The following is a 23420-nucleotide window of genomic DNA, read 5'->3' on the forward strand; positions in this document are numbered from 1 at the left end:
GCTTCACCCACCAAAGGACTGCAACAGGCGTGGCACGGCAGGCCCGAGGATCACCACAAAGAGGGCCGGGAAGATCAAAAAGACCATCGGGAAGAGCATCTTGATCGGAGCCTGTTGAGCCAGAGCCTCGGCGCGTTGGCGCCGTTTCACGCGCATCTGATCGGCCTGGATGCGCAGAATCTTCGACATCGACACACCGAGTTGATCGGCTTGAATGATCGCCGAGGTAAAAGTCTGGACATCTTCGACACCGGTGCGGTCAGCGAGATCCTTCAGCGCCTCGCGGCGTGTACGACCGAGGCGAACATCGGACAGCACCCGTTTGAACTCGCGGCTCAGTTCATCGTCCCATTTTTGCGTAACGCGTTGGAGGGCAAGATCAAAAGCGAGGCCAGCTTCAACGCTAATACAGAGCAGATCAAGTGCATCGGGCATTGCCTTCTGGATAGCCTTTTTGCGGTCAGTAATTTTGCGGCCCAGCCACATCACTGGCAACATATAGCCCAGGACAAAGCCAATGACACTATAGAGCATCGCCTGGCCCGTCTCCATCGTACTGAATGAGACGACCATGATAATCAAGCCGAGCACGAGCGTCAGAGCGACACGCAGGCCGATAAACATCGCCGGGGTAATATTGCCTGGATTGCCGGCCAGTTGCAAATTCAACTTGAGCCGATCCATGCTCTGTTTTGGCCCATACTTGCCCAGCGTGGTCAAGAGACCGCGGGTAGCCGGCAGAATCACCCGCTGGCTAAAGGGTTGCTCGAGCTCCATCTCTTCGAGGGTCATCGCCCGTTCAGTAAACTGATTGAGGCGTGCCTCAATCGCATCTGAGCGGCGGGAACCTATCAGTACAAACACCATGAGCCCGATCCCGCCGAGGATAAGCACCCCAAACAAGAGTATCATAGGACTCATCATCACACCTCAATATCCATAATCTTCATAATTGCAAAGAAGCCGATCACAATCATCACCATTGATGTCACAGGCAAGCAGCACCAGTTTTCGGGCGGAAGGCCAAAGGTAAAGATCGGGGCCATATATTCGGGGTTGACCGTAGAAATAAAGATCGCCAGACCAACGGGCAACCCGGTAATCACCCAGGCCGAGATGCGGCCCTGGGCTGTCAGCGTATTAATCTCACCTTTGATCCGTACCCGTTCACGGATGGTATGACCGATCGTATCGAGGATCTGAGCCAGATTACCGCCCACTTCCATCTGAATATTCACCGCCGTGATCAACAAATCGAGGTCTTCAGAGGGAACCCGGCGTTGCAGATTGGTCAGCGCCTCTTCGGTTGAGCGTCCGAGCCCGACCTCCTGGACAACCCGATGAAACTCATCATTCACGGGATAGGGGGCCTCTTTCGAGACCATATCAAGGGTTTGCAAAAAGCTATAACCACCGCGGAGGGCATTTGCCATCATGGTGATCGTATCACCGAGGCGATCATTAAAGGCCTTGAGGCGTCGCTTCATCCGCATCCCGAGATAGAGATTGGGCAGGAAGGAAAACAGCACGGCCCCGACGAGCCCCGACGCGAGCATTGCCATCGGGTTTGCACGACCAACAAAAGCGCCGATCCCTGCACCAAGGAGCGCGGTACCGATTTTGGTGATATAGAACTCGGCCACCGTTAACTTTACGTCAGCACGGGCGAGGTCACGTGCCGTATTGCTCCCCTGTTTGCTTTTGGCAACAACCTTATCAATGCGTTCAAGGGCCTGACGCGGATTTGCCTCATCGGTTGATTGATCGCCACGCCCGGCAAACTCATCGAGGCGTGAACTGACGCTATCGCCCTGGCCGCTGCGCAGCATCACCACAACTCCAGCAACGATCAATACCAGCAGCAAGCCCAGGCCACCGAGGGTAATTGGCATCATCTCAGGCGAAAGTAGTCGCTCCATACCATGTTCCTCAGGATAGCAGAACCACACACCTGGTCTTGCCCGGAGGCACCCATCTGCCAGATACCGGGTTCTCGATCCTTAAAAACTAAGTCGATCACTCGAGCCAAAGATTGTTGGCGAGAGATAGATATTCATCGACTCAAACTTCTCAATAAATTTGGGACGTACCCCGGTGGGACGCAAGATGCCCACGATCTTGCCTTTTTCATCGACGCCCGTCTGTTCAAAGACAAAAATATCTTGCATCACGACCACATCACCCTCCATGCCAGAAAGTTCGGTGATCTGCGTGACCTTACGTGAGCCGTCCTGGAGGCGGGATTGCTGGACAATCAACTGAACAGCCGAGACAATCTGTTCACGGATGGCGCGGGCGGGGAGATCCATCCCGGCCATCAGGCACATCGTCTCGATACGAGCCATCGAGTCTTTGGGTGTATTGGCGTGCAGCGTCGTCATCGAGCCATCGTGACCGGTATTCATCGCCTGCAGCATATCCAGGGTCTCGCCGCCGCGACACTCACCGACAATAATGCGTTCAGGCCGCATCCGGAGGCAGTTAATCACGAGGTCACGGATCGTCACCTCGCCGCGTCCCTCAACATTTGGTGGGCGTGACTCAAGGCTAATCACGTGATCCTGACGAAGTTGCAACTCAGCCGCATTTTCGACGGTAATAATGCGCTCATCATTGGGAATAAACGACGAGAGCACATTCAGAAGGGTCGTCTTGCCTGAGCCAGTACCACCCGAAACGACAATATTGGTACGCGACTTGACGCAGGCAGCCAGGAACTCACCCATCTCCTGGCTCATCGAGCCAAAGCGGACGAGGTCACTGATCGTCAGATTATCTTTGCGAAACTTCCGGATCGTCACGGTCGGGCCATTGAGGGCGAGGGGGCGAATAATTGCATTGACGCGTGACCCATCGGGCAAACGCGCATCGACCATTGGTGACGACTCATCCACGCGGCGTCCAAGGGGGGCGACAATGCGGTCAATAATGCGCATCACGTGGGCATCATTACTAAACGCAATATCAGTATGGATAAGCTTACCGGCTTTTTCTACATAAATCTGTTTCGGGCCATTGATCATAATTTCACTGATGGCCGGATCAGCGAGCAACGGTTCAATCGGGCCCAGTCCAATAATATCAGCCTCGATAGCCTCAAACATACGCTGGCGTTCCGACTTGGTCAGTACAATGCTTTCGCCATCGAGGATCGCCTGAAACGCCTCTTCGACCTGTTTGCGCACGCGAGCTTTATTGCTCAGATCCATGCGCGGATCGAGTTCACTAATCAAGCGGGTTTGCACCCGTGTTTTCAACTCATTAAAACTAGCATCAACCGTCGCCTGATGCGGGCGAAGGGTATTGGTGAGTGGTTGGGCCGGGCGGGCGGCAGGTGGGGCTGCGCCAGCCCCGAGTTCACTGGTTGGAGGAGCGCCCCCTAGTCGTTTGAGTAGTGACATCTAGCGCCTCCTAGCGCTTAAAAAACCGAAAGAACCCACCCTGAGCGGGTTTCTCAGCCGCTTTGCCAGCTTTCTCGGGTAGCGCCTTGCTGGGCAGCGTACCTTTTGAACCAGTGGCGCGTGTGGCGGCAGTCAGATCACGGGCGAGACTCAGGATATCACGCGAAAACTGGTGATTGGGCTTGCTAATGATCAGGGGCACCCCCTGGTTGATCCAGAAGGTCACGTCATGCCCGGCGTCACCAATTTGATGACTCACCTTGCGCTGGAGACTCTTCTCGATATCTTCGGCCTTGATGCCGGTGCGATTCGTTGCTTTATTGAGCACGAGCATCGTCTTTTCTTGTGGATACCCCAGCAAATCGGCGACTTCAAGGAAGAGGGTAAGATCGCGGATGCAGTGCATTTCGAGGGTGATCAGCGTCACAATCCGTGTCGCCAGATCGAGTGAGGCCAGGGATCGATCCTGAAAGGACGCGGGGGTATCAACGATCACAAAATCAAACGAACGCCGGAGGGCTTCAAGAATCGCACGCACATGCTCGGCATTGACCAGTTCACCGCGTTGGGGATCAGGTGGGGCAAGTAACACCTTGATCTGGGAGGTATGCGTAGCGAGCACATCTTCGAGCAGTTCTTCATCAAGCTCATCCGTCCGTTGGGCAAGATCGATGATCGTTTTATCCGAACGCAGATTGAGGATGACTGCCAGATCACCAAAGATGGCATTGGCATCAACCAGGGCCACCTTTTTACTGGTAAGCTGGCGGATCGCAATGGCAAGATTGGCGGCGACGACCGAGGTGCCCACGCCGCCTTTGGGGCTAAAGACCGCGATGATTTGCCCAAGTTCGACCCCACGCTGGGGCGTATTCACGGCCCCGCTCTCGGCCAGATTGACTGTCTTGGGGCGGGTGGCGGCCAGTTTATGGACGTGGCGAATGGACTTATAGAGGTCATCGGCACTGATGGGCTTGGTCAGGAACTCTCGTGCCCCGGCGAGCATCGCCCGGCGCAGATAATCTGTTTCGCCCTGCACACTCATGATGATGACCTGGATCGCCGGATCTTTATTCATGATCGCTTCAGTGGCGGCGATCCCGTCCATATCGGGCATATTGATATCCATGAGGATGACGTTGGGGTGCAGTTGACCCGCCATCGCAATGGCCTCACGGCCGCTACTTGCTTTACCAACAACCTCAATATCTTTTTCGAAGAAGAGCAACTTCTCGAGTTGTTCGCGTGTGTCAACAATATCGTCGACAATCAGCACGCGGATCTTTTCACCCTCGGCCATTGGTCTCTCCTCACTGGTTATCAGGCGTTCACAGCGCACTCCTCAACTGGAGGTGCAGAGCTTATGGGACGCGTACAGGTGCTGGCGTCCGCGTCGGATCGGGCGTTTCGAGTTCTTCCTGGCTATAGACGCGTGGCGGCAGTGACTCGGGCAAGGGCACCCCAAACTCAGCCGTTAGCAGATCCAGGGTCGCCCCGATCGTCTGTTCGACGGCATCATCGCCAGCCCCACGGAGGACAAGCACCAGGCGCGCCTGCGTTGAAATCGCCAGTTCCATCAACTCAGCTTCTTGATTATTCAGCGCCAGCACGAGGGTCCAGAACCCTGGGGTAAGCGTGCCTGCGGCAGCACTTTCTGGCGGAACGACCGGATTGTTGATATCCTCGACCGCAACAATCTCTTGATCAGTTTCGCCTTCGGGGGCCGGGGTACCATCAGCTGGTGGGGGTGCAGGACGGACAATGCGCAGCACCTGAGCGCGTTGAATAATCGTCTTGGTGCTCGGGAGTTGCTGCTGGTTATCCTGGAAGACCAGTTGTGGCGCTCCGCCAGGTTCTGTGGGGGGGATCAGGACTGGCTCACGTTCACGGCGGGTAATCGTGAACGTTGCCACCACATCGACAAAATCGCCGGGTTTGATCTGATCAGCGACCCCCGAGAGGTTATTGACCAGGAAGGGATAGGCTTTATCGGCGGGGCGATCGGGTTCGGCGGTTGGAATTTGTTGGGAGAGCCCTGGTTCCGTCAGCGCACTGCGCGGAATGCGCTCGCCAGCGCGAAACGCCCGCATCGTCAGTTGGCCGATGACTTCACCGGGGGTCGAAATATCCTGGCGTTCCACAAATTCGGTCTGCGGGATCGCGATGACCTCGAGGGCGGCCAGATCGTTAATGACCGTATTGGCGGGAATATCAACCCGAGCTCGTACCACATCAACTTCGGGGATGGCCGTTGGCTCGGCGATGATCGTCGGCACCTCGGGGCCAACGCCAAGCAGGCTACTTCCTCCTGGTTGCAGAAAGAAAAATGCGGCTGCCCCACCAACGATTAAGATCAAGGCAATGAGTAAGATGAGCACGCCACCACGCTTCATAGCGGGGTATCCTTCCTATTCAGGAGCGGTCGCGCAGATGCACTGACCGCATGCCTGTCTATCATTATAGCATATGCCTTTAACCATTACCTTACCACTGTGGGCAGGTAGAGCCTGTTGGTTGACAGGATTGTGAACCGACGGATCAACGGCGTCGTGTCGCCCTCGGTCAGGTTTTCGCCGCGATTATTGGTCTTGCCGAGGCCGCCTTCGGCAACCAGATTGAAGGGGTCAATCAGGGCGGCCACGGCATAGTGGCCTGGCGTCGCGAAGAGGGTGCGAAGATCGGCGAGTGGTTGATCCTGGCCAAGCTCGGGCAAGAGCGGGTGGGCATTGTAGTTTGAGTACCAGCCTGTATTCAAGGCCAGCGTGACATCGGGTGTTGTCTGGAGTCGGTTAACCCAGCGGTAGACAGGTGCGCAATCAACGCGGTTATCGTCATCATTTTCAATGGGGAGAGTTGGCACCTCAAGCTCGGGCTCGGGCTGTTCAAGTTCGCTATAGGCCACACAGAGCACCACGGGGAAGAGGTCGGCCCCGACGAGCGCGGTTTCGCTTCGTCCGTCAGGATGCAGGTTCTTCATCGCGAGGTCGAAGCCGTCGAAACGACCACGTTCGGTGACGGTGACGTCAAAGCGCTCGATCCAGAGATCGGGTTCACCGGGGATAGTCTTCTCAACGCTGATATTGAGCAGTTTTGGCGTTTCAGTGATATCAATCGGCGGGATCAAGCCACCTTCGGCATTGCGTCCATTCTGGGTCAAGAGGGCGCGATACTGGAAGCAGGTTGCATTGAATTTTTCTTCGCCAAACACCTCCTTTAATTCAACGCGGTTGTTGCCAGACTGCGAGAAGAAAGACGAACTGCGATCACTATCGAGTTGTACCCAGGGGGTATTGGCTGGGAACGCGCCTTCATCACAGCGTGCATCAGCGCGCCGTACCCGGCGAAACTCGATGATCAGATCGGCGGTGGGGTTGCGCGACCGGTCGATCTCAGTGGTCCAGTTGAGGGCGAGCACGCGGGCGGCACCATCGGCTGCGGTTGACTCGTCACTATCGATGCGGATATCAAAAAAGCGCGAATAGTATGACCCCTCGACGCTGCGGCGGGTTGCATTTGCTTCAGCGAGCCCCCCGATTGAACCACGCCAGAGCACCCCACTGGTATTGCCACTGCGATCACGGCCCCCGAGTGAAATGGCCCAAGCCGTGCCGGCCCCGGCGGGGGCTTGCACGTCCTCGGGGTAGCGGGCGGGCACAAGCACAATGCCAGCATTGGCAAGCGGATCGAGCAGCGGATTAGCGGGATTGTTATTGCCGATGAAATACTCGGTACTCTCTTCGGTGATCGTCTGGAGATCAAAGAGATCATCGTGGATCGCCGAGGTGATCGAGTCGAGAGCTGAAGTGGTGGCGCTGGTGGTTGTCCCGCCAACGACATAGAGGCGGTTGTTATAGGCAAAGCCCGAAAGCCCTGTGCGCGCAACACCCTCGGTATTGACCAGGCGATTAGCGAGATTGGGCCGCTGACTCCAGGTCAATGCACCGGTGTCGGGATCAACGAGGGCGCGGTAGACATACTCATTGCGGAAAGTGCGGGCGGGATTGACATAGCCACCTGCAATGAAGATGGCATCACGTGTCACCGTTACCCCATCCTCAACGACGGTGATCCGCGAGGTCATCGCGCTATGATCAAAGAGGCCTGGCGTGCCGGCAAAGCCACTTGGTGGCACAACGGGCATATTGCCGGTGCGTACCCATGGGTTATCGGTGGCGTTCGTCTCGGGATGCCTGAGCCTGCCCGTGGTCGGATCAATTTTGGCATAGAAGACGGCTGCCGTGGTGAGGTCGGGAAGATTGGTGGCGACCATCAAGCCGCCGGTGACATACAAAAACGCATTATCACTCGATGTCCGCACGATCACTGCGGCGGCATCGGCAACCCCGAGTTGCCGGTCGCCAAGGGCGGGCGGGCCTTCGTCGACAATCGGTGGACTCGGCAGCATAAAGCCGACTCCCGCGTCGTTGGCGGTCCAGGTAACATTGCCATCAGCGGTCACCGTGCCAATCTGCACCAGCGGGGTGGTCAGATTGCTCTGCGAACACTGGGTAGCCCGGATAAAGCCGCCAATCGCATAGAGATACCCGGTGTTGCTGCCCGCTGGCACCTCGAGCGCGGCTGCGGTAGCATCGCTGCGTGGGGCAAGGGTCTGCACTCGCCCACCACATTCATCAGCGGTGAGCACCACGGCCGGGGGCAAAGGGTCATCGAGGAAAAAATCGTTGGCACTGGTCGCCCCTGCTGGCAGGGTCTCGTCAGTATAGCCGTGCGCAACGACAAAGCCGTTGGCTTGATCGATGGTTGCCCAGAAGACGGAATTGATGGTTGTACTGGCCTGGAGTGAGCCCTGGCTGCCAGCAAGCGTATAGATCCGGTTGCCGAGGGCTGCCACGCCGTGGCCCTGGACACCCGGGGTGGGCAGCGTTTGCGAGTCGCGGCTCCACTTATTGAGCAACCCAATGGGCGTCAGCAAGACGGCCCCTTCTTTATCGGTGCCAGGAGGTGACTGCACATCGGCGCTGATCGAGGTACGCTGAACGGTGCCTCGGGCGAAATCGCCCTGACTATTGTCAAGCATTTCGGTAAAGATTGTGACAGCGGCTCCGGCCTGGCCGCCAGGAATCAGCACGATCAGCAAGACAGTGAGCAAGAGAGTGATCCATGCGAGTGAAGGGCCAGGCCGGACACGGGATCGGTGAGGCATGAGGGGACTCCTATGGACTACGGATTAAGCGGGAGATACGTGAGAGTTGTCTGTGAGGAGAAGGGGGGAGGGGAGGAATAACCCTCCCCATCAACATCGCAGGTACCCACCCGACCAGGCCGGGCTTGCTTGCTCACATTTATGGCTGCCACGAACGTGGGTTATTATCCTGGCAGACATTGACCTCGGTGGTGGATGGGAAGCGCATATGGAGGTCAAACTGGGTTGCCGGTTTGAAACTGCCCACCTGGGTGCGCGCCGAGACTTGCAGGGTTGTATTTGGTTGGGCCGTCACACCATCCCAGAGCACATCATAGCGACGGGGCAACGGATTGGGATCTTGATCGCTGGGATCGCGATACAAGAGCCATGCATTCAAGGTATAGGTACCGGGACGCACGCGATCAGTAAAGCGATAGTAGAGCTGGTTGGTGGCCTCGTTCACCTTGATTTCGGTCACCAGTGCGCCACCGCTGCCGCCCTCGGTCGGGGTGAGCGTGACAAAGCCCACCGTCGGCCACCCGAACTCCCGACCGCCCGAGAGGGTAAAGCGCAGATCCGGCGAGAGATTCGCCTGGGTCATATCGGTACGCACATCGCCTTCACGGGGAACACAGGCAAGATCCTGCACCTGACGGCCAATTGACTCGAAGAGGATATCGAGGTTGTTCTTGCCCGTCACCGGATCGGTTTCAAGGGTTGAGACCACATAGCCAGTCTCGAAGCCATTGATCGGATCCGAAGCAATCTGCCCACTGCTTAAGCCACCGTACACCTGGTTGAGGGGCGAAATGCCCACAGCGTAGACAATCGTTCGTGCTTTGCGATCATCAGGGATATTGCGCGTATCGGTCACGGTACCTTTGAGCTCGGCATTGCTGACCGAGATTGACTGATTGATCGGACGATTATGGAGTGTCGTCCCATCAAAGTAGGTACCTCCGCCGCTATTCGTATGGCAGATCGCCGTATCAATGAGTTGTTTTGTCGCGAGACCCCGGCAGAATGCCCGGTGGCTGCCTTCCACTGCGCCTGGACGCCCCTGGCCCCATGTATCGGCTCCATATGTGCCCGGCGAACTGAAGGCGTGATAGTTGCTCGCGTTTTGATTAAAGAATTGATTCGATACACCGTCGGTGATAAAGAGCACCACGCGCAGATAGGTGAATTCTTTGCCCTGCCAGGTCACGGTTGGATCAGACGCACGTAGCACGCGCGAGGCCCGGAAGAGGCCCGCAGTGCCGTTGGTGCCGCCATTGCTGACATAACGCTTGAGGATCTTGTCAGGGCCAAAGATCGGATGGGTCGTATCGCGCTCTGGTACGTCAATGGTACCGGTGGAGTGCCCGTCAATCTCCTTTTTCAGCACGTTCTTATTGCTGCTGAAGTAGGCCTGCGAGCCATTTGGGGTGCCACTCTTGCCAACATAGGTTCCATCACTACGCTTGAAGATGAAGGCATTGCCATCGCGACTAACCTCGCCTGTATACCAGACGTAGGCAAACTGATCGGGCGGACGGGCGGGATCGTCCGTGTCAAAGTAGGCCGTATTAATGAGTTGCTGGATGGCCTGTTTGGCAATAAACATCCGGCGTTGGGTATATTCTCGCCAGTAGCGTGATGCGCCGGTACCATCAGTCTCAGCATTACCATCAATGGTTGATCCATTAGGGCGGGTATAGACCGGCCCGTTGGTACACTGGGTAAAGACCGAGGGTTGGGGCACGCCATCCACCGTCAGTGGCCCCTGGTTGGAATAGATATTGCCGCCACCGCCAATATCGCACTGCCCATTGAAATTGGCACTCATCGAGCCAGACTGGTCGAGCACAATCACCCACTGGATCGGATTGTAGTCGGTGGGCCGGTTCTGATAGGCCGGCGTCAGCGCCACATCGCCCCATACCTCACAGCAATCCTCCTCGTTGGGTGGTACCGGGCTAAACGAACATGCCCCGAGCAACGCATCTTCCTGCCCAAGGTAGACGAGGTCGAAATAGGTATTATTCTTACCTTTGTTGTCTGAGGCGAGGATCACAAAGACCCCGAAGCCGGTCACGTTATAGCGGGAATTAGCCCCATTGTCAGCGGCCGGAGGATTATAAAGTGGCAGGATCATCCTGGTGCCAAGGGCCTGATGTTCCTGCATTGCGTCCCAGGCTTTGCCAACCATCATCCCGGTCGAGCCCCAGACCCAGTCACCAGGGCTGAGGATACCAGGGAGTGCGGGATAGTTGACATCCACCACCCCTGAAGGCAAGGGAGCCTCTTCAAAACCATTGCTAAGATTGCCAAATCCACGGAGACTGTTTTCGGCGTCGACGGCGCTCTTATTGGCTTCCTTCCAGCGCAAGAAGCCGAAGTTGCCAGGGCTATCATTATCTTTTGGATAGATGCGCCGTGCTGTATAGGTGGCAAAAGGCCCACTGGGAATGACGCGCCAGTTTACATCATCCACTTGCCTGAACTGGCCCAAGTCATCGGTCAAGGTCATACGGTCAATCGCAAATGGGTAGACGCCCTGGCCTATTGGGCACTTGCCGGCATAGGCACTGGCCCCGATAGGCAGATCGTTGCGCCCAACGACGCGGGCAAAGTAGGTATCAACCTGACCTTCGAGGCGCACCTGGATAAAGGCAACATCATTTGTCGGGATCGCATTGGCATTATCAGGCGTGATCGACGAAGCCCCGGCAATGGCCCGCCCATCTTTATCGAGATAGACAGCCGCCAATTGCACCTGATTGCTGTCTGGTGTTTGCCCATAGGGTGCCACGTCAATGCCATTGGCAGTCAGCACCTGAAGGATCTCGTTATAGACCATTGCGCTGGTATCACCGGCGCGACTATTGAAGACAAAATTCATGCCTGCGATCGACGAGGCATTGGCTGCCGCGACAACCCGGCGCTCTTGCGAAAAGGTATTGCCAACATCCACCGAGAGCCCGACCATGGCTACAAGCACCACGATCATGAGGGCGATCAGCGGGATGCTTTGGCCTAACGTTCGCCTACGATACATTTGGATTCTTGTTTCCATGATCCTGATCCTCCATCTACCATCATCTTGATTTTTGCTTTGAACTGCCTTAGCCAGAGCTTTCGGTGCAGGGGCAAGGCTAGGGTGTTGTATAGTACTGGCTGCGTATCGGCATCAAGTGTGACGCCTGCAAGCGCACAGTATTGCCAAAGACCGGGGCAAAGGGGAAGAAAAAGCTGTATTCGTACCGTACGGTGACGCGGATCCAGCACCCGCGCCCGCCGGCCTGCAGATCACGGCCACGCACATTGCCCACACAGGAAGGCCGCAGATCGTTCGTGTCAAAGCCGGACAGGTTTTCGACATAAATGTAGCCGTTTGCGTTGGTAGCAACATTGGCATGCAAATTCTGCGTCAAATCATCAACCCCATTGCCATCGAGGTCGCGCAGATTAGCAAAGCCGTTCCCCTGATCCCCTGCGGCCCCGTAGACGCGTCGCGCAATTTCGGTATAGGGGAAGACAAGCTGGGTAATATTGCCATTGCCATCTTTGACCGCGTGCGGATAACTGCCATAGACGGCACCCTCCTGGGCGGCGACGCGCAGGGCTTGCATGGTAAAGTAGATCAAGCCCAGGTCAACGACGGCGGCCAGCAGAAAGAAGATCATCGTTGAGGCAAGGGCAAACTCGACGACGGCCTGGCCCCATTGCTTTGGGTGGTGTCTGGGCAATGTCGGGTGAGTAGGCGCAACCCTGGTCTCACCTTGTGGCCTTGCCTTCAGCATGAAGGATGTGATCAACTTTTTCATAGCACTTGCTCACAACATTATTTATGGCGTAGGATCAGGATTGATCCGCACCCACTCGGTCTGATCGGCGGCACAGGCGACCCCAATCTGACGCGTGGGATCACGCCCAAGATTTTCGAGCGAGCGACGCTGGGTCACTCGCATCGTCACCCCATCGTTCATGCCGAGCAAGCCAAAGAGAGGGGTCAAGCTATTGACCGGGTAGGTGATCGAGATCTCAATTGGCCCACGCGAAGCCAGGTTACGGGTAGTGCCGCCATTGGGATAACGAATGGTCACATACTGAGCCTGGGCGACAGCGTCTTGTTCGTTGACCCCCATGCCAAGCAGGGTTAGCTGTGACTCAATCGCCACATAGACAGCATTGACACAGTTATCCGAGCGAATGCTGCGCGGTGCCCAGACATCCGGGTCTTGATTGAAGCCATCAGGATTCTGGTTCAACCATGCCTCGTGCGGAGGCAGCTGGGCGGCCACTTCGGCACCATTGCGGGCAGCCTGCGAGATGGTCGAATAGGCAAAGATCAGCCAGCCAAACTCGATGATGCCAAAGATGACGATCAAGAGGATCGGAAGCATCAAGGCCATCTCGACGATGGATTGCCCTTCTTTGTTCTGCGTATGCTCCATGATCGGCCTCCGTGCAGGGTCTTCTCGCCCAGCCTTATTATAGCTCTAGGGCAAGGAGATGCTCAATAGTCTAATGGTACCGTGTTGGGGCGGGGCGTCGCCGCGCCCCAACGGCGTCGCCGCGCCCCAACGGCGGCACGGGGCGGCGGGGCGGGGGCACGGCGGCGGCGTGCCCGTACGGGGGGCGGCGGGGCGGCGGGGCGGGGGCACGGCGGGGCCGTGTCCGTACGGCGGGGCGGCGAGGGCGGCGGGGCGGGGCAACGCCAGCCATGTCATTCCGAACGGAGTGAGGAATCTTCGCTGCGGTGCATCGGTGCATAGAAGACCCCTCGCTGCGCTCCTAAGAAACAAACCGTGTTGTCAGTTCCAGTGTGTCCTCTGTCATTCCGAACGCAGCGGAGCGCAGTGAGGAATCTGCACTGATCGTCATGGAAGACCCCTCACTCCGTTCGGGGTGACATGGGTGGGCCGGTGCAACACACTGGTTGCTCTCGGCACCACTGGCCCGCGGGCCACTTGGTACTCGGGGTGACAAGGACGCGCGACGGGGGCACGGCGCCGCCGTGCCTGTACGGGGCGGGCCTGTGCAAAAGGTGGACAATGCACAGATTTGGGGGTATACTGGGTGTAAGAGGATGCAAAAAGAAAAAAGATAGCGATGGAGTGGTATGATAGAGCGAACGCATTTGTTGGAAGAGTTTGTGGTTGTGCGTGCGCCGATAGAGCGGGTTGAAGCGGTGATGACTGAGCGCGACCCGATGTTGCGTTGGATGTCTGGGGCGGTGCGCTTTGAGCCGGTCGATGGGATCTGGACGTTTGACCAGGGGACACGGTGGCAGTTGACGTTGAGTGGGCTTGGACGTTTGTTGCAGGCTTCGTATGTTGTCCACGAGCGTCGGCCCGGACTGATCCTGTGGGCGTTTGATGGGTTCTGGGAAGGTTTTGATGCGTGGCACTGGATGCCGCAGCAAGACCCTGAGCATACATTGATTCAAAATCGCATTGAATATCAGCTGCGTATTCCGGTGATTGATGTCGTCTGGCCAGCGACGGTGGGGCCACTGATGGGCTGGGATGCGCGGGTACAGATGCAACGGCTCAAGCAGGTTTGCGAAGAGCAAGGAGGCTAGGATGGCACGTCCGTTTATTCCGATGACCGGCAAATGGCGCCGGGAATTCATTCAGCCCCGTGGGCCTAAAGGAGTACCGCAGGTAGGTGAACTGGCACCTGATTTCACCCTGCCGTACGCAAAGATGGTCACAGGCCCTGAGGGTGAACTGCAGATTGAGTATGGACGAACGGTCACGTTGAGTGCGCTGCGCGGTCGTCCGGTGGTACTGAACCTGTCACGCATTGTGAGTGATCGTTTCTTCTGACCGCATTGTGCGCCGCAGCTGGATGCTTTGCGGGAAGCTCATAGTGAATTCGTTGCGCGGGGGGCCGAATTATTGGTCGTAAGCAGTACCGAGCTTGAGATGACGAGCTTTGTTGCTGAGACGCTGAATGCCACGTACCCGGTGTTGAGTGATGGCGATTGGTCGGTTTTTCATCGCTATGGCATGGGTTCGGCAATGGGGGTGCCGTTGCCGAGTACCTTTGTGATTGATCCCGAAGGTATCATTCGGTGGAGTTGGGTTGCCCCGCTCTCGGTCGTCTTTACGCCGCCGACACCTGAGACCCTGCTCTCGATCCTGGATCAATTGTCTGGAAAATAGCCGTTTGTTAGGCAGCAAAAAAGCCAGCATAGCTGGCTTTTTTGCTGCCCACAGAATGACTGAAGGATTTAGAATGCTGCCGGGCTAACGACCATACGACGAATGTAGCTGGTCTCGATAGCCTGGCTATACTGCCATGCGCCGAGGGCGAAGAGGGCCTGAGCGATGGTCTGGCTAATCTGCTCGAACCAGACGATCGCGATAGTATCGAAGGTCATATTCGCCATCTGGGACATCAGCAGCACCACAAGCATCGTGGTCAGGAAGAGTGCGCCGGTTGTCCACATCTTGCGGCCCCAGGCGGCGAGGATGAGCATGATCAGCATCCCGATATTGCCAATCGAGGCCAGCAAAATCAGGGGCACGCGCCACGGGCCGCCAGCCTGACCGATAACGGCGGAGAAGACGACAAAGAGCCCGATCACAATGGCGGGCACCATCCAGGGACTCTTGAGGGGGGGCTGTTCGCGGAGCATGCGGCGTACCTGATAGAGCGACCAGGCAAAAATAGTAAAACCAGGGGCGATCAAGGGAAAGAGGCCATGGTACATCCAGCTGATCTCGGTACCAGTGGCCGCGATGATCAGCTTGCCTGTGGCTTTGAGGATCCCGCCGAAGACGATTAAGATGGCACCGATGGTTGCCATGCGCCCAATTGAACGATCCATCTGGATCATCATCCGGGTCAAAATGATCAGACCGATGGCCGAAAAGATAACCGTCATGTAGTCCTGCAAGCCCAGAATTACTGTGTATTGATCTTGCATCGTCTCCGCTCCGCTCCTTTGTGGCAGACACTTTTACGTACACCCTATTGTATATATGTCACACGATTCTGCAAGTTGATTGTAGTACAGAGTCGGGAGAATCTGGTGGAGAGATCTGGAAGAAAGAGGGAGAATTGACAACCAGGGTAGGGGCGAGGACGGAACGTCCTCGCCCCTACCCTGGTGAAAGGGAAGGTAACGGGGGTTGGCGGGTTGGCAGAAAGGGTCAAGTGGGCCTACAATAGAGGGAGGTGGACCGGGCCGCCCCGGCCGTGTGAGCGAGGGAGCGACGATGCATATGGAACTGACGGCTGACAAGCTGATTGAGGCGCACTACTGGATGCGGCTGACGCGGGCATTGGATGACCGAGGAACCTTTTTGCACAAGCAGAGCAAGATTGTCGGGGGCTACTTCTCGCAGATCGGGCACGAGGCGTTGAGTGTCGCGGCGGGGATGGCGCTTGGGCCTGAGGATGTCTGTGCGCCGATGCATCGTGACCTTGGCACATACCTGGTGCGTGGGTTGACGCCACGACGGATTGTGGCGCAGTTTCTTGGGCGGAGGACTGGGGTAAGTCGGGGGCGTGATGCGAATCTGCATGGGATGGGCGATTTGAGCCTGGGGCTCATCGGTTTTATTAGCCACTTGCCTGCCTCGACCCCGGTCATTGTTGGGGTCGCCCATGCCTTCAAGCTGAAAAGCGAGCCGCGGGTTGCCATGGCCTTTTTTGGTGATGGCAGTGCGAGTCAAGGCGTAGCGCATGAGGCGCTCAACTGGGCCTCGGTCTTTCAGGTACCGGTGGTTTTTATCTGTGAGAACAACCAGTACGCCTACTCGACGCCGCTCGCGCGGCAGATGCGCATCGAGCATATTGCCGAGCGGGCAGCGGGTTATGGCATGCCTGGGCAGATTGTTGATGGCAACGATTTCGAGGCAGTCTATGCAGTCGTGTATGAGGCGGTTGAGCGTGCGCGGGCGGGTGGCGGGCCGACGTTGATCGAAGGCAAGACGATGCGGATGCGTGGGCACGCCATTCACGACAACATGGCGTATGTGCCCAAAGAATTGCTGCAAACGTGGGCCGAGCGTGATCCCATTATGCGCTTTGAGGCCACGCTACGGGCGCGAGGCTTGCTTGATGATGCACGTCTCGCCGAGGTACTGGAACGGATTGAGGTCGAGTTGGATGACGCTCAGGCGTTTGCGGAAGCATCGCCGTATCCTGAAGGGGCCGATGTACGTGAGGGGGTATATGCGTAGGCAGGCGATGTATCTGACGCATCGTTTGCCTACGCATAATGAAGCCTAGCCAAGGACAAAGATCTGAGCGACGGCACGATCCTGGAAGAGCAGGACAACGGCTTCGTGGGCGGGGTCGTAGTCGTTGAGGATCGCTTCGAGATTGGGAGGCCACTCATCTGAGCCGGCATCGGCGGGATAGTAGGCGATGGGGGCGGTGCCCGTGGCGGTGCGGAGGTCAATGCCACGGAGGTCAATCTCGATGACCCCGATGCCATCACGCTTGTAGGATTGGGCCGCAAAGAGCAGTAACTGTTCACTAATCACGGTTACGTAGCTGCCAGCGATCTCAGCGGGGTCACTTTCGGGTGTTTCGAGTAAACGGCGTAGATAGAGCAAAGCCTCTTGTTGCTGTGGATTCATAGGGTTCTCCGGATGATACACACGACTGTCCCTATGATACCGCATGTAGAGAGGAATGGCACAAGAGAGGGGCGAGCAAGGCTCGCCCCTTAGGTGCCCGTACGCCGGGCTGATCGGGGCACCCGCGAGGGGTGCCCGTACGCCGGGCTGATCGGGGCCCCCGCGCGGGGTGCCCGTACGCCGGGCCTGATCGGGGCCCCCGCGAGTAGGGGCACCCCGCGCGGGGGCCCCTACTCGCGGGGGCCCCTACTCGCGGGTGCCGCCGGGCCTGATCGGGGCACCCGCGAGGGGTGCCCCGATCAGGCCCATGCTCAGAGCAGGTGAAACCCTTTGGGGTGTAGGATCCTTGCGGCCCTACACCCGTTGGCTTGTGCTTGGTGCCTAGTTGACGTTGATACTGATGCGGCGCGGCTTGACCTCTTCGGCTTTGGGGATGTTGAGGTGGAGCACACCGTTTTCGAGGTGGGCGGTGATGTTATCGCCGCGCACTGTTGTTGGCAGGGTAATGCTGCGGGTAAAGCGGCCATAGCGACGCTCGATGCGATGATAGTTGCGCTCTTTGCTCGCTTCGCTCTGCTTGATCTCGCCACTCAAGGTCAACGCCCCATTCTCGAAGGTAATCGCTAGATCCTCAGCCTTCATCCCAGGCACAGCGGCCTCGATGAAATAGGCATCGGCAGTCTCACTCAGATCCAGGTGCATCGCGAAGGTGCCGCCATTGCCGGTGCGTGCAACCACCCCAGGCACAACACTCTCTTCAAACAGACGATTCATCGCCTCACGCAGGGTCACCGCCTCTTGCACAGGATCCCACCGGGTCAACGTAGCCATAGGTAACCTCCTTATCATTGCATTGCTATCTTTTGTTTGTTCGCTTCTTCAGTTGGGCAAGGACGATAGATAATTTTGTTGTGCTTACTATAGGCTACGAGTGTTAGATGAGCATCGGTGGGATATTAGAGCGATGTTAGCGTGCGCTTGCCTTGCTTGCGCATGGGTCGCAGCCCTAAACCGCTAGCTTGGGTTGAGCAAAAGCAAGAGGCAAACTGGCGTTATGAGTAAATTGTTATCTTGACAGAAAGATCATTCGTTCGGGTTGTTTCAGGCTTGGCTGGGGCTCTCTTCTGAGCGAAGATCTCAACGCTATTTTTATCATAGCCTGAGAGTATTGTTTGAGGAAATGCCGTTTTATGGCGTTCTGATGGGGGAAAATGGTGGCTGATGTCGCATCGGCAGTATAGTGCAAAACGTAAAAATTATTTAACCTTAGGTGAAAAGGTGTTTATCTTAACCCACCTTTTCACCTCAATGTAAGGATATTAACTTTTTCAAAACGTTGACATGTCTGGTGCAGAGGGCTACTATATTCATCGAAGGATCGTTATTCAAGTCGAGAGATGTTCATTCAAGCACAGGGGCCACGGAGCGTACCGTTGAGCAAAAGCGGTATCCAGTGCTCAGCCTTGCTGTCCTCATAGCGAGCAACCTGATCTGACGCAAGTTCACCGAGAGCTGTCGAGTATTTTTATGTAGAGGCAGATTCAGGGGGACAACCGTGCGAATTTTAATTACCAGCGGCGAGTTGATGCAGTCAAAAATGACTCGCTTCCTGCTCGAAGAAGTGGGTTATAGTGTTGAGCATGCGGCAACTGCATATCAAGCTGAACACATTCTTGATCGTGGCAACATTGATTTGATCCTGCTTGATGAGCATTGTCCCGACATTGGTGGTGTGAGTCTTTGCCAGAAATTGCGTTCACAGTATCACATCCCGATCATTTACACAGCTGAAAATTGCCCGGTTGCCGAACGAGTGATGGCATTGAAGATGGGTGCTGACGATGTCTTGCCCACGCCATACAATCCACACGAGTTATTAGCGCGGATTGAAGCGGTGATGCGCCGGTATGGTGATGAAAGCATCCGGCTCTTTTCAACCTACCAGCCGATCTCGGTCGGCGAGTTGCGCCTTGATCCCGTACAGCGCCGGGTCGTGATTGGCGACAATCGCGAAGAGCTTTTGACCGAGCGAGAATTTCAACTGCTCTATTATCTTGTGCAGAATGCTCGTTGTGTCTTGAGTTCACGCCAGTTGCTCCAGAAGATCTGGGGGATGGAAGATATCACCGAGAGCAATCTTGTGCCCGTCTACATCGGGCGATTGCGTCGCAAGATCGAGCCAAATCCAGTGAAGCCCAAGCACATTGTGCGGGTGCGGGATCTTGGGTACAGTTATCATCCATAAAACAAACACATTTTGAGCGAAAAAAACTGGCGCACGCGGTAGGCCGCGTGCGCCAGTTTTTTAGATTCCTACGGCACGTTCGAGCAGGCCAAGCTGAGAGCGTCCGGCATTGCCTGCGGCGATGATCTGGTTGGCGATGGCGAGGGCGGCAATGCCGGCTTCACCGCTGACGACAGGGGGATTACCGGTGCGTACGGCTTCGCAGAAGCTGCGGAGTTCTTCAACGAGCGGCTCGCGGCGCTGCACCTTCTGGCGAATGCTCCGGCCTTCGCTGACGCCGATCAGCGCCAATTCGGGCCAGGCCTTGCCCTGACAGGCGTCATTCTCGTAGAAGGTGAGATCCTGGGTCAGATAATTCGCGACAAACATCCCCCGTTCACCCACCACACTCAATTCACGGATTTTGGTCGGGGTCAACCAGTTAATATCGAGCATCCCGACCACCCCATTTTCAAAACGCAGCACGGCGGACAGCATATCCTCGTGGGTCTGATGGACATGGCGATGGAGTTCGACGTGCATACGCACAATGGGTGATCCGATGAGATAGTTGAGGATATCGACCTCGTGGGTAGCCAGGTCAATCACGACGCCAACATCTTCAATGCGGGCAGGAAAGGGGCCGACCCGACGAGCCGAGATCTGGAACACATTGCCAATTTCGTGGTCATCAATTTGTTGTTTGAGGGAAATGATCGCAGGATTGAAGCGCTCGATATGACCGACGGTGAGGGTCACCCCGCGGCGGCGGGCGGCGTCAACAAGGGCATAGCCCTCTTCGACAGTGGCGGCGATCGGTTTTTCGATCAAGACGGACACACCATAATCAATCACCTCAGCGGCAACACGATAATGGTGCTTGGTCGGGACAACAATTGAAACGAGGTCGAGATCCATCTGTGCAAGCATCAACCGGAAATCGGTATAGGCGGCACAGCGATAGGTGTGGGCAATCTTGCTCACGATCTCGGTGCTAGCATCACACACGGCGACGAGGTCAACCTCTTCCATGCCTGCGTAGGCGCGGGCATGATTGCGCCCCATACTCCCCACCCCGATCACCCCAGCGCGAAGTCGTCTCGTCATCCCACCCTCCTTTAGTAAGCACCGTGTCCGTTGAGGACAATCGGGATTGTACGAAAAATAATGTAGAGATCGAGCCAGATCGAGTAATTGCGGATATAGTGCATATCAAGACGAACGCGGTCTTCGTAGCCAAGGTTGCTGCGGCCACTGATCTGCCAGAGACCGGTGAGCCCGGGGCGCACCATCAAAAGATTGTGCTGCCAGCGTCCGAAGTGGTGCAGTTCGTCCTGGGTGATCATGCGGGGACCAACCAGGCTCATCTGACCAAGCAAGACATTGACGAGTTGGGGTAATTCATCGAGGCTGGTGCGGCGCAAAAAATGACCAAGGCGCGTGACCCGTGGATCTTCTTTGAGCTTGCCACTGGTTGCCAGTTCCTGCTGCTGTTCAGGGGTGAGGCGGGCATTGCCATCGACATACATGCTGCGGAACTTGAAGGCAGCGAAGGTACGATTGCCGACGCCCATCACGCGGCGGCGATGAATAATCGCACCTGGACTATCGAGCCGAACAAGTAGGGCAATGAGCAGCAGCAGCGGACTAAAGATGATCAGGGCGGCCAACGCCCCACCGCGATCGAGGATCGCCTTGCTGAAGGCGTGCAGGCCCGTAATGCGGGTCTTGTTGAGGGTAAGCAGGGGCACGTTCGCCTGCTCGCGCACCTGAACCCCGATGGTAAGGAGATCGAAAAGCCCCGGTGAGAGATGCACATTCAGTTGACTGAGGGTTTCGATAGCCCCCTGGACGAGGGACATGCGTTCGCGCACCAGATTTGTATCAGCGATAATGACTGCATCGGCGCGATGCTGGAGGACAACCTGTTGGAATGTCGTACTACTACCGAGGACATAGACATCGGGCAAGACTTCGGTGCCGACAGCGAGTTCATCGTCGACAAAGCCCACGATGTGAGAGCCTGCGATGGGAGCGGCCTTGAGTTGCGTTGCCACGGCGCGGCCTTCGGCGTTGGCCCCGAGCACAACGACACGCTCGGTGAGCCAGCCCTGGCGCCGCAGCTGGTACATCCCACGGCGGGCACTGAAGCGCCAGAGGATCGTGAGGCTGACGGACGCAAGCCAGGCGAGCAAGAGCCAGGCGCGGGCGACGACGACATTGGGGACGAGGAAGGTGAGAATAATCACCAGCAACATCCCGAGGGTACAGGCATTAAAGACTTTGGTATACTCTTGGGTACCACCACCCAGATAGTGCGGCTTGTAGAGCCCATAGAGCGCAAAGAGGGCAATCCACGAAGGTACGAGGGCGAGCATCAAGGTCGCGTAAAATTGGGGTTCACTGGAACCTTCGTTGAAGATCGGCCAGTTGGTATAAAAGCGCAGGAGATACGCCAGCATAAACGCTGCGATCAGGGCAATGATATCCCCTATGGCCAGGATCGTGAGCATTGTGGGCCAGCGATCGCGCCAGATACTGGGATCGTTCTGGAGGCGGCGTTGTGCCACGCGGTCAATGGTCGGGATGCTCATAGAAACCTCTTCGCTGCATTATTCCTTAAACCATCAAAACACCATCGGCTCGTGTTTGCGAAGCTTGACTCCGCGGGCTACGTAGCGTGTGAACGACGTTGTCTGACTTAGGATGCCGCCGTCAGGGCGATTGCGCCGACGGCCGATGCGTTGATCTGCTGGCCGGCAACCCGGGCGGCGACGCCACGGGCAAAGGCACACACCGATTCGCCGTTGGTCAATTGCGGATAAATCTGCCCAGTATTGGCGAGATAGAGCCCGGTAACAGCACTGGCGACAGGCGGGATCAGATCCGTTGCGCCGATAGGATGAAGGGGCTCGACATACCGCTCGCGCCCGATGCGGATGGCGGCGATATCATCGTCGCGCAGGTCAGGGAACATCTGGCGCAAGTAGCCAAGGAAGGTTGTCTGCAACTCCTCATCACCCATACGGGCATAGGGACTGCCGGGGGCGACATACTTGGGCAAATAGACCAGATGGTAGCCACCGGCATCGCGAGGATCGATCAAGTTAGTTGTTTCGATCACACCGGTGAAGGGGATGCGCTGGTCGGTAATGTTGAGGGTATAGTAGGGCGTGAGCGAGCGCCGCATCACGAGCAGCATACAGACAATGCCGAGGTAGCCTTCGAGTTGGCCCCAGCGGGCCGAGACGTTGGCGGCTTCGGGTGGCAAAAGGCGGCGAGCGATCGGCGTCTGCATGGTAATAACGGTTTTGTCACTGCTCAGTTCCTGCCCATTAACGGACAGACCAACGACGCGGTCGCCGACGACGCGGATCTGGTCAACGGTCGCGCCAGTCGTAATGGTCCCCCCACGGGTGCTGACAGCGTTGGCGAGCGCATCGACCAATTCCTGGTAGCCATTAGGCAGGTAGCACATCAACTCCTTGCCTTTGCTGCGGGTATCAGTCGTGCGTACAAGGCGTGACCAGATATAGGTTGCTGGCACCTGCGAAAAATCGCCATCAAACTTGGCACGTAGCAAGGGTTCCCAGATATGGCGCACGGTACGCTCACCGCTGAGCCCGGTCAGCCACTCAGCGACGGGCATCTGCTCGAGCTGGCGCCAATCTTTGACCTGGCGACAGGCGAGAATGGTATAGGCGAGGCGGGCCCGATCCACAAACGTGAGTGGCGGAAAGCGCAAGAATTCGAGGGGCGTGGTCATCGGGTACGAGCGGCCATCGTGATAAAAGCCCATTTTGGTCGAGACCATCTGCAGGCGATCACGCAGCTTCACCTCGTCCATGAGCCCCATCAGCGTACGATCGCTATTCAAAATCGCATGATAATAACGATCGCAGCTCATATTACCGAGTTCTGGAAACGATGTTCGCCCCATCAACCCACCGAGGGTTGCCGAACGTTCCCAGACGCGTACGGACTGACCTTGCTTGAGCAACTCGTAGGCGAGGGTCAGACCAAGAATGCCGCCGCCAATCACATCAACCATGAGCGCATCTCCC

19 protein-coding genes and 1 pseudogene are annotated in these 23420 nt (G+C 56.8%); 5 read left to right on the top strand and 15 right to left on the bottom strand.

Annotated elements, in window-relative coordinates; all coding sequences use genetic code 11:
* Nucleotides 1-3: 3 nt before the first annotated feature.
* The 9 genes from EYB53_RS13965 to EYB53_RS14005 form a co-directional block, all read right to left on the bottom strand.
* On the bottom strand, nt 4-921 hold the full coding sequence (locus EYB53_RS13965; protein WP_135478928.1) for a type II secretion system F family protein: 918 nt from the start codon (nt 919-921) through the stop codon (nt 4-6).
* Nucleotides 922-923: 2 nt separating this feature from the next.
* Nucleotides 924-1919, bottom strand: coding sequence for a type II secretion system F family protein (locus EYB53_RS13970; protein WP_135478930.1), 996 nt, complete (start codon nt 1917-1919; stop codon nt 924-926).
* Nucleotides 1920-2000: 81 nt separating this feature from the next.
* On the bottom strand, nt 2001-3401 hold the full coding sequence (locus EYB53_RS13975; RefSeq protein ID WP_135478933.1) for a TadA family conjugal transfer-associated ATPase: 1401 nt from the start codon (nt 3399-3401) through the stop codon (nt 2001-2003).
* A gap of 10 nt (nt 3402-3411) precedes the next feature.
* The gene (locus EYB53_RS13980) at nt 3412-4701 is read right to left on the bottom strand and encodes a CpaE/TadZ family protein (RefSeq protein ID WP_135478935.1); all 1290 of its coding nucleotides are present in this window, start codon (nt 4699-4701) and stop codon (nt 3412-3414) included.
* A 61-nt stretch (nt 4702-4762) separates the two neighbouring features.
* Nucleotides 4763-5794: a Flp pilus assembly protein CpaB gene (cpaB, locus tag EYB53_RS13985; RefSeq protein WP_135478937.1), complete on the bottom strand. Its 1032-nt coding sequence runs from the start codon at nt 5792-5794 to the stop codon at nt 4763-4765.
* Between the two features lie 86 nt (nt 5795-5880).
* Nucleotides 5881-8565, bottom strand: a complete 2685-nt coding sequence (locus EYB53_RS13990) for a hypothetical protein (RefSeq protein ID WP_135478939.1) — start codon at nt 8563-8565, stop codon at nt 5881-5883.
* Between the two features lie 139 nt (nt 8566-8704).
* Complete coding sequence (locus EYB53_RS13995) at nt 8705-11605, bottom strand: Tad domain-containing protein (protein WP_135478941.1); 2901 nt, start codon at nt 11603-11605, stop codon at nt 8705-8707.
* A 79-nt stretch (nt 11606-11684) separates the two neighbouring features.
* Nucleotides 11685-12356 (bottom strand): TadE family protein, encoded by a 672-nt coding sequence (locus tag EYB53_RS14000; protein ID WP_254151074.1) that lies wholly within the window; start codon nt 12354-12356, stop codon nt 11685-11687.
* Nucleotides 12357-12377: 21 nt separating this feature from the next.
* Nucleotides 12378-12986 carry a TadE/TadG family type IV pilus assembly protein gene (locus tag EYB53_RS14005; protein WP_135478943.1) on the bottom strand — a complete coding sequence of 203 codons (609 nt, stop codon included), beginning with the start codon at nt 12984-12986 and terminating at the stop codon, nt 12378-12380.
* Nucleotides 12987-13654: 668 nt separating this feature from the next.
* Between EYB53_RS14005 and EYB53_RS14010 the strand changes: the two genes are divergently transcribed.
* From EYB53_RS14010 to EYB53_RS25635, 3 genes and pseudogenes are all read left to right on the top strand, one after another.
* Nucleotides 13655-14116, top strand: coding sequence for an SRPBCC family protein (locus tag EYB53_RS14010; protein WP_135478946.1), 462 nt, complete (start codon nt 13655-13657; stop codon nt 14114-14116).
* A 1-nt stretch (nt 14117) separates the two neighbouring features.
* Nucleotides 14118-14363: a peroxiredoxin family protein gene (locus EYB53_RS25630; protein ID WP_254151075.1), complete on the top strand. Its 246-nt coding sequence runs from the start codon at nt 14118-14120 to the stop codon at nt 14361-14363.
* A gap of 12 nt (nt 14364-14375) precedes the next feature.
* Nucleotides 14376-14702: pseudogene (locus EYB53_RS25635) on the top strand (redoxin domain-containing protein); the annotation flags it as partial.
* 68 nt (nt 14703-14770) lie between these two features.
* Here EYB53_RS25635 and EYB53_RS14020 read toward each other — a convergent pair.
* Nucleotides 14771-15469, bottom strand: a complete 699-nt coding sequence (locus EYB53_RS14020; RefSeq protein ID WP_135478950.1) for a hypothetical protein — start codon at nt 15467-15469, stop codon at nt 14771-14773.
* A gap of 292 nt (nt 15470-15761) precedes the next feature.
* Here EYB53_RS14020 and EYB53_RS14025 point away from each other — a divergent pair, with 292 nt between their 5' ends.
* Nucleotides 15762-16730, top strand: coding sequence for a thiamine pyrophosphate-dependent dehydrogenase E1 component subunit alpha (locus EYB53_RS14025; protein WP_254151077.1), 969 nt, complete (start codon nt 15762-15764; stop codon nt 16728-16730).
* A gap of 45 nt (nt 16731-16775) precedes the next feature.
* Here EYB53_RS14025 and EYB53_RS14030 read toward each other — a convergent pair whose 3' ends face one another.
* Nucleotides 16776-17132, bottom strand: coding sequence for a hypothetical protein (locus EYB53_RS14030; protein WP_135478952.1), 357 nt, complete (start codon nt 17130-17132; stop codon nt 16776-16778).
* A gap of 381 nt (nt 17133-17513) precedes the next feature.
* Nucleotides 17514-17963: an Hsp20/alpha crystallin family protein gene (locus EYB53_RS14035; RefSeq protein WP_135478955.1), complete on the bottom strand. Its 450-nt coding sequence runs from the start codon at nt 17961-17963 to the stop codon at nt 17514-17516.
* Between the two features lie 724 nt (nt 17964-18687).
* Here EYB53_RS14035 and EYB53_RS14040 point away from each other — a divergent pair.
* Nucleotides 18688-19377 (top strand): response regulator transcription factor, encoded by a 690-nt coding sequence (locus EYB53_RS14040; protein ID WP_135478958.1) that lies wholly within the window; start codon nt 18688-18690, stop codon nt 19375-19377.
* 60 nt (nt 19378-19437) lie between these two features.
* On the opposite strand, the gene EYB53_RS14045 is transcribed toward EYB53_RS14040, so the two are convergent.
* The 3 genes from EYB53_RS14045 to EYB53_RS14055 form a co-directional block, all read right to left on the bottom strand.
* The gene (locus EYB53_RS14045; protein WP_135478960.1) at nt 19438-20463 is read right to left on the bottom strand and encodes a Gfo/Idh/MocA family protein; all 1026 of its coding nucleotides are present in this window, start codon (nt 20461-20463) and stop codon (nt 19438-19440) included.
* 11 nt (nt 20464-20474) lie between these two features.
* On the bottom strand, nt 20475-21950 hold the full coding sequence (locus EYB53_RS14050) for a sugar transferase (RefSeq protein WP_135478962.1): 1476 nt from the start codon (nt 21948-21950) through the stop codon (nt 20475-20477).
* Nucleotides 21951-22057: 107 nt separating this feature from the next.
* Nucleotides 22058-23407, bottom strand: a complete 1350-nt coding sequence (locus EYB53_RS14055) for an NAD(P)/FAD-dependent oxidoreductase (RefSeq protein WP_135478964.1) — start codon at nt 23405-23407, stop codon at nt 22058-22060.
* Nucleotides 23408-23420 lie beyond the last annotated feature (13 nt).

Origin of the sequence: Candidatus Chloroploca mongolica (assembly GCF_004762035.2) — a bacterium.
GTDB lineage: Bacteria > Chloroflexota > Chloroflexia > Chloroflexales > Chloroflexaceae > Chloroploca > Chloroploca mongolica.